Below are 12,056 nucleotides of genomic sequence, written 5' to 3'. Positions count from 1 at the left end.
TGAATGAGTATATTCAGTTTATTCTATGTGGTTCAATTACATTAGAAGTCGTATGAACCACCGAAGCTAACACTGTTGAATGCTAGTGTATGGTCGTCGGTTGAGAACGTAGATCCATTAAATTTATAAGAGTCTTCTACACTTACCGCATCCGCTTGAGAAATCAGGCGAAGTGTTAGGTGTTCAACCGGCGTGTATTCAACACCAACGCCAAAGTGGAAGCCTGTACCACTATCATCATCGTATCCTGCAGCGCTATTCGCATTGAGGTCGACAGAGCTTAAACCTGCTAACACAAATGGGCGAATAGTGTTATCGAACGTATAACCGAGGTTTGCTGATACAGAAATAGACGTTGGTGAAAGTTTGTCTGTGCTGTTTTTGTAGTCTGCATAATCGTTATAGCCAAGTTCCACGCCAACGATACGGTTGAATTGGTAACCGCCGTATAGGTTATAGCCCATGCCGCTAGAATCTAAGCTTGGCGCGCCATCTGTATCCGAACCTTGATAGACGCTCAGTCCGCCACCTACATACGCACCGCCATCTGTGCCTGCTGCAAAAGTTGGAAGTGAAACTAAACCGATTAATCCGAGTGCTAATGCTGATTTTTTCATGATGATACCTTGTTAATTCATCTTGTGATGCAAATCACGGTATCGCTGATTTTTGATTTATAAAACCCTCACAAATGAAACCTATTTTTTCATTGATAACGTGATTACCTGCGGCCCTTGATTTATCAAGAGCTAACGAAATATTTGTTGGTTATATTGTTTATAAATAAAATTCATATATTGACAAATGGTTAAATTTGCTAAATAAAACGATGTTTTTTAAAGTTGAAGTGAGGTCTGATTTATCTAACTAATTGAAAAATAAAACATAACAAACATTATATTTGTTCTATTGTAGTATTTATTTGCGGTGTTTGTTGAAAGCAAAGCAGTACGCTGATTCTAATCATGACAAGGAGAGTTGGATGTTAAACCGAGCAAACACAGGTTTGGTGGTTGTGGACGTACAAGGCAAGCTCGCACGCCTTGTTGATGAGAGCGATACGCTGATTGCTAATTGCGGAAAGTTAGCTCAAGGAGCGCAGGTTTTGGGTCTGCCAATTATTCGTTTGGAACAGAATCCAGAGAAGCTAGGTGCTACAGTCGACGAACTTAATGACTTGTTGAATGATGCAAAGCCGATACCTAAATTCACTTTCAACGCGTGTGATGAGCCCAAGTTTGTTGAGGCGGTTCAAGCCAAGGATGTAGAGACTTGGTTAGTGTGTGGTATTGAGGCTCATATTTGTGTTTATCAAACCGCAATGGGGTTGTTGGAACTTGGGTACAAGGTTCAGGTGGTTGGTGACTGCGTTAGCTCGCGAATGCTGCTTAACAAGAATCTGGCTATTAGCCGGTTACGAGATGCTGGTGTCCAAATTACAGGATTGGAAATGAGCTTATACGAGCTAGTGAAAGATTGTCGCGCCCCAGATTTTAAGCCCATTCTGTCCTTGATTCGTTAATCACCGAGAGGCTGTCTATCGCCACCGCCTCGGTAAGAATCGAGCGCAACTTTCAAGCGGCGCAGTTTGTCGCGCGAACGGTTCTTGTGATTGACTGCGATTCCCATAGAAAGCACATCCACTAATGCCAACATAGCGTAGCGAGAAGCCGATGGTTTGTAGATGAAGTCGGTTTCCATATGCTTGATGGGTAACAAGATATCGGCAATTTTTGCTAGCGGTGTATCTTGTGGCGTAATCGCGATGATCTTAAGTCCATACTGCTTAGCTAGCTCTGCGGTTTCAGTGATCACGGGCGTAAAGCCTGTCGCTGAAATCATCACCATCACGTCATTGGCATCTGCCGTGGCGGCAACCATACGTGACATCAAGCCGTCGTTGTACGACACCACAGGGTAGCCTAAACGAAACAGTCTATGTTGCAGCTCTTGAGAAGCAATGGTTGAACCGCCACCCATGCCGATAGCAATGATCTGTCTGGCGTTATGCAGCCAGCTGACTGCGGTTTCAACGTCTTGCTCTTTGAACAAAGTGCGGTTGATGTCTAGGCTCTGCTTGATCGATTCGTAGATACCTTGATAACCCGTTTGGTCAACAGGTTCGAGGATAAAGCGCTGGCCAACGGTTAGCGTCTGAGCCAACTTAATCTTCATATCACGTACGTTGTTACAGCCGATCGCTTTAGCAAAACGTGTGATGGTGGCTTCACTTACTTGAGCACCTTCAGCAAGTTCTGTAATGCTGGCATTGGCAGCAAAATCAATGTCGTCCATGATCAACTTGGCGACTTTCTTTTCTGCATCACGAAGAACAGGAAAACGCTCTGTTATCTGTGAAATGATATCTACTTCTAAACTCAAGAATCCTGATCCTTTGTTGATGGGGCTAATCGTATTGCTTAGTTTTTAAGAACCAAGCCATTTAGCACTAATCCATTTAAAACTAAGCCTTAGCCCCGTTAGTATATCTTATTGCTTCGCTGATTCTAGCTTATTGAAAAATCGACCTAGAAACAGGTTTCCGCCCATTTGGTCACCTGATGTTCGTCATCGCTGATAGCAATGTAGCGCCATTTGTCGAAGGTTAAACACGGATGCGAGGTAGAGAAAGCAATCATGTCGCCCACTTCAATTTCAGAAGAGCCATCGGTTTCAACAAAGGTATGTTGATCCATCACGGCAGTAGAGGTTAAGCCTTTCACTGAGATAGTTTCGCCATTGCGATAGCCACGCTCAGCAATTGGTAAGCCTGCATCAAAGGCCACATCACGCTTGCCTAGCCCAACCACTAATTTGGTCGGCTCTGGACGAGAGATTACATACGCCCATACCTCAAGTGCCGATTCTAAATCACCACCCAATTCGCACGCGTAGCCTTGGTTTACTTGGGCGCGTTGCAACACCTTGCTTTGTGCGTCTAGGTAAATGCCTGTGTCGTGAATGGCATAACAACCCGGACGGATGATCGCCAAATAATCGGTTAGGTTCGCCAAACATTCTGCGACTACATCGTACCAAGCAGATCCTGCACCAGTGATGATAGGTTGCCCTGCAATTAGGCCATCTGATGCAAGGCTTTCGACCGAAGTGAGCGCCTGATTTAAGAAGGTACGAATGTCTTGTTCTGCATTGTCACCGTGAATTACACCCTCGTACACTTCAATACCTGCCAGCGAAAGGGTTGGTGTGTCTTGGATGGTTTGAGCCAGTTCTAGAACTTCTTGCGGTGACCGACAACCACAACGACCACCCGGTACACCAAACTCGATCAGTACTTTTAGCATCTGCTTTGTATTGGCGAAATATTGGTTAAGTTGCTGCACGTTTACTGATGAATCCACACAACAATAGAAATCGACATCAAACTCGCGAATAAGTTGTTCGATGATCGCCATGTTGGTTTTACCTACCAATTGGTTGGCCATGATGATTCGTTTTGCACCCGCCATAGCCGCAATTTCGGCCTGAGCAGGCGTCGCGACTGTAATACCCCAAGCGCCGTTTTCTAGTTGTTGGCGGAAAAAAGCAGGAGTCATGGAGGTTTTGCCATGTGGCGACAATTTAACCTGATGGTGATCAGCGAATGATTGCATCCAATTCAGGTTATTGGTCAATGCCGATTGTTTGATAACTGCAACCGGAAGTGAAACATCTTCATCAACCAATCGATAAATACCGTTCTCAGATTGTGATATTGCTCTCCCTTTTTGGCCTTTTTCAGTCAAGATAAAACTATCATTTTGATACTTTATAACATCTTTTTGTGCCGAGTTATGTTTCATTGCTGATTCCTAACATGATTTAAGTTGTTGTTATTTAATGTTTAAATATATCCACAATCTGTTTTGTGGTAGAAACTATCACACAAATTAAAATATTATGTGTGTTTTGTCACTGAAAATAATCGGCTGAATTTCTAATATAGCTCCATCAACACAGTGGATTGAGAGAGTGAAAAATGTTGTTCGATACGATAATCAAAAATGTAGAGGTGTTTGACGGCACCGGCGAACAATCGTTTTGTGCCGATGTAGCAATCCGAGATGGAAAAATAGCCGAAATTGGTCAAATCGATCACGAAGATTGTGGCCAGTTGGTTGAGGGAGCAGGCTTAGCATTGGCTCCTGGTTTTATCGATGTACACACACATGACGATACCAATGTAATTCGTTACCCAGACTGCCTGCCTAAGATTAGCCAAGGTGTCACAACCGTGATTGTTGGTAACTGTGGTATCAGCGCATCACCAACCGTTTTGGCTGGCGATCCACCTGACCCAATGAATCTTTTAGGCGCTCAGGCTGATTTCAAATACCCAACTTTCGCCGCGTATGCACAAGCGGTAGAGCAAGCTCAACCGGCAGTAAACGTCGCAGCGTTAGTTGGCCATACCACATTGCGCAACCAAGTGATGGACGACTTACAACGTACTGCAAGCGAAGATGAAATCGCGACGATGCAAACCAACCTTGATTTGGCGATGGCGCAAGGCGCATTAGGTTTGAGCTCGGGTTTGGCTTACGCAAGCGCGAAACAAGCGAATGCCAACGAAGTGATGCAGTTAGCGAAAGTGCTTTCTGGCCATGGCGGCATCTATACCACGCATATGCGTACCGAATTTGAAGAGATCTTAAGCGCGATGGAAGAGGCGTTTGAGACGGGACAATACGCGAAAGTGCCTGTTGTTATCTCCCACCTTAAATGTGCAGGTGCGGGGAACTGGGGTCGAACCGTTGAAGTACTCGACTTAATGGACAAGGTTTCTGAGCACCAAGATGTGTCTTGCGACTGCTACCCATACTCAGCGAGCTCTTCGACATTAGATTTGAAACAAGTGACCGACGATTTCGATATCTTCATCACTTGGTCTGAAGAAAAACCAGAACACGCAGGCAAAACGCTGAAGCAGATTGCTGATGAAATGAACCTACCTCTGATGGACGCAGCAAAAGCGCTTCAACCAGCGGGCGCGGTTTATCACTGCATGGATGAAAACGACGTAAAGCGCGTATTGAAATACAAATTGACCATGGTGGGTTCAGACGGTTTACCTAATGACCCGCATCCACACCCAAGATTGTGGGGCACCTTCCCGAAAGTGCTAGGTCACTATTGCCGAGACGAAAAACTGTTCTCGTTGCCAGAAGCGATTCACAAGATGACCGGAATGTCGGCTCAGCGTTACAACTTAGCGGGCCGAGGCGAAGTTCGCTGTGGTGCCTTTGCCGATTTAGTTTTATTTGATCCAAAGAATATTAAAGACACAGCAACATTTGAAAATCCTATTTCAGTTGCTGAAGGAATAGAAAGTGTATTTGTAAATGGTGAGTTAACTTACCAGCAAGGAAAAGTAAGGAATAATCGTTCAGGCGTTTTTATTTACCGAAACTAGAATTTAAATTATTTATTAAATTCAGGTGGTTATAAAAACGGCGAATTAATTTAAATATATTGGAATAGAAACTGTTTTATCTATAAAGCCAATGCTATCTATAAACCCAATATTATCTATAAATAAGTGGAGTTAAAAAATGACTATTAAACGTTACGGTGTTGAAGGCGGTACAGGTACAGGCGGACAACATTTACCATTTGCACGTGCAACTGAAGCAGGTGGTTTCCTATACGTTTCTGGCCAGACACCGATGACAGATGGTGAAGTGGTTGAGGGTGGCATTGTTGATCAGTCTCGCCTAGCGATCCAAAACTGTGTCGATATCATGACTGAAGCGGGCTACGGCCTAGAAGACGTAATGCACGTAAAGGTTGTGCTAACGGATTCTCGTTACTTCCAATCTTTTAATAAGGTATTCAAAGAGTTCTTCGGTGCTAACCCACCGGCTCGTATCTGCATGGTTTGCGACTTAGTTGTAGACGTGAAGGTTGAAGTAGATGTGACTTGCTACCGCGCCGATCGCGGATAGTAATAACCTAATCACAATTACCTACTTAGAGAGTATTAGGGGTTAGTCATCCCTGTTATTATCCTTTAATACTCTCACCCTACATTTATAAAAATTACTTTAATTAAAAAAGATAAAATCAATAAAGTAATTATATGAAATATAAAATGAATGAATCATAAATAAAGTTCAAGAATGAACTCAATATTTCACTGAGAGGTGTCAAATGAACAGCACACTTTTTCTTACAGGCTTCGGCGTGTACGTATTATTTTTAATTTGGTTAGGCTGGTTTGTCTCGCGTAATCAAAAATCTGGCGAAGATTTCTTATTAGGTGGCCGTGGCCTACCTATGTTCTTAGTACTTGGTACAACAGTAGCGACGATGGTCGGTACGGGTTCAAGTATGGGTGCGGTTGGCTTCGGCTACGCAAATGGCTGGGCAGGTGCTCTATACGGCATTGGTGGTGCGATAGGCATCCTATTACTTGCTCTTTGGTTTGCTCCGGTTCGTAAATTGAACTTCATGACCATGAGTGAAGAACTGGCTTACTATGTTGGCGCTAACCGCATCGTGAAAAACGTTGTAGGTGTACTGATCTTTGTGGCTTCAATTGGTTGGTTGGGCGCCCACATTCTAGGTGGCGGTATGTACCTAGCATGGATTGCTGACATCGATCTCAACCTAGCGAAAATCATTATTGCAGCGGCATTCACTATTTACGTGGTGATCGGTGGTTACACGGCGGTTGTATGGACCGATACCATTCAAGCGATCATTCTTTTTGCTGGCTTTATCTTGATGGCAGTAATGTCAGTCGATTACATCGGCGGCATGGATAACCTTTACGCTGCGATGGACCCTGCTGCTACAAGCTTTTTAGCAATCGATAAACTGGGTCTTCTGCCTGCTGTGTCTCTGGCTGTGGTTATCGGCGTGGGTGTACTGGCGACGCCTTCATTCCGTCAGCGTATCTACTCAGGTAAAGATGTATCAACGGTTCGTCGCTCATTTGTTGCATCGGGTGTGTTGTACCTTTTCTTCTCAATCATCCCTGCAATCATCGGTATGGCAGCACATGCCATTGACCCAACATTGGATAACGCGAACTACTCGTTCCCTTATGTTGCTGCAACGGTTCTTCCGGTTGGCGTTGGCATGATTGTTCTTATCGCGGGTCTTTCTGCAACGATGTCGAGCGCAAGCTCAGATGCGATAGCTGGTGTGTCTATCCTACTTCGTGATGTTTACGTGATGTTCACGGGCCGCGTACCAAACAAAGAGTCAATGGTGAACTATTCTCGCTTGGCACTGATTGTGGTGATTGGTTTTGCACTGTTGTTCGCACTAACGTCAAACGACATCATTGGCTACATCACGAAAATGATTTCAACCGTAATGTCGGGCATGTTTGTGTGCGGTATGTTGGGTCGATTCTGGAAACGTTACAACTGGCAGGGTGCTCTTGCTACGCTAGCGGGTGCATCTGTGGCTTCATTTGTCGTAATGCTAAATGCAGACTACACGGCTTTCTGGGGCAACCCTGTGATTCCTTCTTGTCTAGTGGCTCTAACGGCTGGTGTGCTGGTGAGCCTATGTACTCCGGCTAACCAAGTGACACCAGAAATGGCGAAAGCAATTCTTGATGACGAGCGTGCTCTGATGGAGATGGAACTGTCAGACTCAGGTGTGCTTGAAGAAGAAGCGTCTTCTCAACGTCCTGCAAATCAAACAAGCTAATCTAAAACGCTCCACAGCAAGTTAGTACAACAAAGCTAGTACAACACGTTGTGGAGTGATTTAGCTAGCTCAGGCTCTGCTTCTCGGTAGGGCCTTATTCCCCATTTATCTCTCTATTTTAGGATCTGCTATGCCTGCATCTTCTAACTTCAATATTGCTTTCTTTGGCGAGTGCATGGTCGAAATCAGCGGCTCTCCATTAACCAAAAAATTTGGCGGTGACACGCTCAATACCGCACTTTACCTTTCTCGTTTAACCCAACATCAAAACCTCTCTGTTCATTACGCGACGGGTCTGGGTAGCGATGAGCTGTCTCAAAATATGATTGATAATTGGCAGCTCGAAGGTATTCAAACCAATTTCGTTGAACGCATCCCAAACAAGCTACCCGGCTTGTACATGGTCGAAACCGACGAGACAGGCGAGCGACACTTTCACTACTGGCGCAACGACGCGGCAGTAAAATCTTACTTTCAAATCGATAACTTAAACAAGCAAGCCGACAACCTGAATAAGCTTGAAATCGCCCTGACAGAGAAGCAAGTCGATGCGGTTTACATCAGCGGTATCAGTATCGCGATTTTGGATGATGCCTCTCGCGAGCATCTATTCAAAGCCATTAGCGTGTTCTCGAACCAAGGCGGCAAGGTGATTTTTGATAACAACTATCGCCCGCAACTTTGGAGCACCGAGCAAGCTCAACATTGGTACGCCAAGTTACTGCCGCTGGTGGACATCGCCTTGATTACTGAAGACGACGATCTGCTGGTTTGGGGTAACTCAGAGAGCGTTCAACAACGCTGCCTGCGTTTGGGTTGCCAAGAGATCGTCATCAAACGTGGCTGTGAACCATGCAAGATTGTTCAAGTTGAACAGGGCAACATTGTTGAGAGTTATGTCTCAGCGACTCGTGTTTCTAACGTGGTCGACACCTGCGCGGCGGGCGATTCATTCGCCGCGGGTTATTTAGCTGCGCGTCTTACTGGCGAGAGCGCCACCGACGCAGCCGAACTTGGCCACCAACTGGCTTCCATCGTTATTCAATACTCTGGCGCAATCATCCCCGTGAGCGCTATGAGCCAACTGATTAAAAAATAAAATAAAAAGCGGAATTATTATGTCTCAAGAAATGATCAACAAACTTAAGCAATTCAAAGTTATTCCTGTTATCCAAATCAACAAGGTTGAACACGCGATTCCACTGGCAAAAGTGTTGGTAGAAAACGGCCTGCCAGTGGCTGAAGTCACATTCCGTACTGAAGCGGCAGCAGACGCGATTCGTGCGATGCGCGATGCGTACCCAGAGATGTGTATCGGTGCTGGCACAGTATTAACGCTAGCGCAGATCGACCTTGCGAAAGAGTCGGGCAGCGAATTCATCGTAGCTCCGGGCCTGAACCCAAACACCGTAAAACGTTGCCAAGAAATCGGTATGCCAATCGTTCCGGGCGTAAACAACCCAAGCCAAGTAGAGCAAGCGTTAGAGCTTGGCCTTAACTTCTTGAAGTTCTTCCCGGCAGAAGCGTCTGGCGGCATCAACATGGTGAAATCTCTGCTAGCGCCATATGTCGATGTGTCTTTGATGCCAACGGGCGGTATCGGTAAACACAACGTCAATGACTACCTAGCCGTCGATCGCGTGGTGTGCTGTGGTGGTACTTGGATGGTCTCTCCAAAGATGATCGAGAACGAGCAATGGGGTGAGATCGGCGCATTGGTTCGTGAAGCGGTCGCTCTTGTTAACGAGCAATAAGCTTTTGAACTAGCGATAACAAGCTTTCGAATTAGCGATAACGAGCAACAGCAGTGGCTGATGGTTCTGTTTTGTGAATCGCCTCCGATAAACAAAACAGAACCATATTTATATAGGAAAACTAATAATGAAAAAAACTATATTATCCCTATTGATTTCAGGTTCAGTAGTGTCCCCAATGGCGTTAGCAATGGCTCCAAATACCGATCTAAATTTAATGCCGTACCCACAAACGGTCGAGCTGAAAGCTGGGCAAGTTAAGGTCGACGGTAACTTCAAGGTTTACATCAAAGGCTTTAATTCTGATCGCGTTGAATACACGGCGAAACGCTTTATTGATCGCCTTGAGCGTCAGACGGGTGTGCCGATTCTAAATTGGCAGGTTGGTAGTGCAGACGAAGCGAACCTGATCATTGATATCGACGCGGCGCCAAAGTCTGAAGTACAGAACATCGACTCTGTAGAGTCCTACAAAATTACCACTCAGGGTGAACAAATCACGCTGAGTTCTCCAAGCCCATATGGCGTTATCCACGGCATCGAAACCCTTTTACAGCTCGTTGAAACCACAGCGACTGGCTACCATATTCCTGCTGTCACGATTGTCGATGAGCCTCGTTTCCGCTGGCGTGGTGTTTCTTACGACACGTCACGTCACTTTATTGAATTCGATGTACTTATTCGTCAGTTAGATGCGATGGCGTCGGCGAAGATGAACGTATTCCATTGGCACTTCTGGGACGACCAAGGCATTCGCATTCAAACTGAATCTTGGCCGCGTCTGTGGTCTGAGACTGCTGATGGTAATTACTACACCAAAGACCAAGTTCGCTACCTAGTTGAATACGCGCGTAACCTCGGTATTCGTGTGATTCCAGAGGTGTCTCTTCCGGGTCACTCTTCTGCGGTTGCTCACGCTTACCCACGCTTGATGTCGGGTGGTGAAGGTCAAAGCTACGAACAAGAACGTGGCTGGGGTGTGTTTGAACCATTAATGGACCCATTGAATCCAGAAGTTTATGAAATGCTGGGTGATGTGTTTAATGAAGTGACCGAGCTGTTCCCTGATGAGTACTTTCATATCGGTGGCGATGAGCCAAATTATGCGCAGTGGAAAAACAGCGAAAAGCACCAACAGTTCATTGAAGAAAACAATATCGATGGCGAGCGTGGTCTGCAGTCTTACCTCAATGTAAAAGTCGAGAAGATGCTCGAAGAGCGCGGTAAGAAGATGACCGGTTGGGATGAAATTTGGCATAAAGATCTGCCGACTTCCATCGTGATTCAAAGCTGGCAAGGGCACGACAGCATTGGTCGTGCGGCGAAAGAGGGCTACCCAGGTATTCTTTCTACGGGTTATTACCTAGATCAACCTCAGCCGACGAGCTACCACTATCGCAATGACCCAATGCCAAGTGGCATCACAGTTGATGATAAGCTGCACAGCGGCGAAAAATTCGTGACGTACCAATGGCAGAAGCCTCGTTCAAAAGGCGGCCCACGTAAGGGAACACTGACTATCATTGAAGCGAAAGACGGCACTTTCCGCGCATTCAGTGATTACAACGGCAAGTCTCGAGAAGAGATCTACATCCTTGATTATGTGCCGGGTAAAACTTTTGTCGGTCACTTCGATAACTTCATGTCGTACACCGAGTTCAACCTAAATCTGAATCCAAAGGGTTTTGCTGAAGGCAGTTACCAACTGGTCGGTAATGTGCGCTGGCCAACCACAGGTGAAGTGATTGCAAGCAGTGATGTTGAAGGTAGCGTGATTCCTGAACCAAATGGTGGTTACCCTGCAGAATTAACAGAGAAAGAAAAAGAGTTAATCCTAGGTGGCGAGATCACCATGTGGTTAGAAAACAAAGACAGCCACACCGTTGAAAACTACCTATGGCCACGCAGCTATGCAATTGCAGAACGTTTCTGGTCTGATGCGGAATTGACGGACGAACGCAGCATGTACAAGCGTATGAAAGCGATGGATACATGGTCTGAAGTGTCTGTTGGACTTCGTCATCATGCGGACGCTGACATGCTGTTAAAACGTATTACCAAAGGGCAGGATATTCACGACCTGCGCGTGCTTGCGAAATACACAGAACCAGCACAGTACTATGCGCGCAACTGGGAGAAGTGGAATTCTACTGAACCTAAGGGCACTTTATACAGCCAATACGAGCGTCTAAACCGCTTCGTTGATGCGCTGTCAGTAGAAAGCTACGCCGTGTATGAGATGCAAGATTTAGTCAATGAAGTCGCGACGGGTAATCAACAAGCGCTTGAGCAACTTACAGAGCATTATCAACAAGCAAAAGCGGCTGCACTCGCGGCTAAAACTGTCTTCGCTGGCAACGTATCTTCGGTAGAGACTGTGGTTGTCGCAGAGAAAACTGCGGAAGTCGCAGACTTGGCGTTAACCTTGATTGCCAAAGCACAAGCGGGTGAAAAAGTTCGAGCATCAGATGCGAACGCCTACCAAGTGATATTGTCTGATTCAGCGAAGATCTATGATGAATCGATCATCGCGATTGTTCGCCCGACAGAGCTACTGTTGAAGCAGTTAGCTGAGTAAGCCGTTAACGGATTAGCGAATAAGTCACACGCCAACAAGTGAATCAAAACCGCTCTTTT

10 protein-coding genes are annotated in these 12,056 nt (G+C 45.7%); 7 read left to right on the top strand and 3 right to left on the bottom strand.

Going from position 1 to position 12,056, the window contains the following annotated elements; all coding sequences use genetic code 11:
- Positions 1–41: 41 nt before the first annotated feature.
- Positions 42–617 (bottom strand): porin family protein, encoded by a 576-nt coding sequence (locus tag AC3CH4_RS18085; RefSeq protein ID WP_488544207.1) that lies wholly within the window; start codon positions 615–617, stop codon positions 42–44.
- A 365-nt stretch (positions 618–982) separates the two neighbouring features.
- On the opposite strand from AC3CH4_RS18085, the gene AC3CH4_RS18080 reads away from it, so the two are divergent.
- Positions 983–1,522, top strand: coding sequence for a hydrolase (locus AC3CH4_RS18080; protein ID WP_488544206.1), 540 nt, complete (start codon positions 983–985; stop codon positions 1,520–1,522).
- Here the strand turns inward: AC3CH4_RS18080 and AC3CH4_RS18075 are convergent.
- Positions 1,519–2,382 (bottom strand): MurR/RpiR family transcriptional regulator, encoded by an 864-nt coding sequence (locus tag AC3CH4_RS18075; RefSeq protein WP_004732501.1) that lies wholly within the window; start codon positions 2,380–2,382, stop codon positions 1,519–1,521. The two genes, AC3CH4_RS18080 and AC3CH4_RS18075, sit on opposite strands and share 4 nt — an antisense overlap.
- Positions 2,383–2,528: 146 nt before the next feature.
- The gene (locus AC3CH4_RS18070) at positions 2,529–3,803 is read right to left on the bottom strand and encodes an amino acid deaminase (RefSeq protein ID WP_488544205.1); all 1,275 of its coding nucleotides are present in this window, start codon (positions 3,801–3,803) and stop codon (positions 2,529–2,531) included.
- Positions 3,804–3,979: 176 nt separating this feature from the next.
- Between AC3CH4_RS18070 and AC3CH4_RS18065 the strand changes: the two genes are divergently transcribed.
- From AC3CH4_RS18065 to AC3CH4_RS18040, 6 genes are all read left to right on the top strand, one after another.
- On the top strand, positions 3,980–5,413 hold the full coding sequence (locus tag AC3CH4_RS18065) for an N-acyl-D-amino-acid deacylase family protein (RefSeq protein ID WP_488544204.1): 1,434 nt from the start codon (positions 3,980–3,982) through the stop codon (positions 5,411–5,413).
- Between the two features lie 139 nt (positions 5,414–5,552).
- On the top strand, positions 5,553–5,945 hold the full coding sequence (locus tag AC3CH4_RS18060; protein WP_004732497.1) for a RidA family protein: 393 nt from the start codon (positions 5,553–5,555) through the stop codon (positions 5,943–5,945).
- A 205-nt stretch (positions 5,946–6,150) separates the two neighbouring features.
- Positions 6,151–7,665, top strand: coding sequence for a sodium:solute symporter family protein (locus AC3CH4_RS18055; protein WP_004732495.1), 1,515 nt, complete (start codon positions 6,151–6,153; stop codon positions 7,663–7,665).
- A gap of 130 nt (positions 7,666–7,795) precedes the next feature.
- On the top strand, positions 7,796–8,764 hold the full coding sequence (locus tag AC3CH4_RS18050; RefSeq protein ID WP_428782893.1) for a sugar kinase: 969 nt from the start codon (positions 7,796–7,798) through the stop codon (positions 8,762–8,764).
- A 19-nt stretch (positions 8,765–8,783) separates the two neighbouring features.
- Positions 8,784–9,419: a bifunctional 4-hydroxy-2-oxoglutarate aldolase/2-dehydro-3-deoxy-phosphogluconate aldolase gene (locus tag AC3CH4_RS18045; protein ID WP_488544203.1), complete on the top strand. Its 636-nt coding sequence runs from the start codon at positions 8,784–8,786 to the stop codon at positions 9,417–9,419.
- 127 nt (positions 9,420–9,546) lie between these two features.
- Complete coding sequence (locus AC3CH4_RS18040) at positions 9,547–11,997, top strand: family 20 glycosylhydrolase (protein ID WP_488544202.1); 2,451 nt, start codon at positions 9,547–9,549, stop codon at positions 11,995–11,997.
- Positions 11,998–12,056: the final 59 nt, after the last annotated feature.

The sequence above is a fragment of the Vibrio sp. QJM3NY_26 genome, from assembly GCF_057786005.1.
This window is presented reverse-complemented; position numbering and strand designations above follow the sequence as displayed.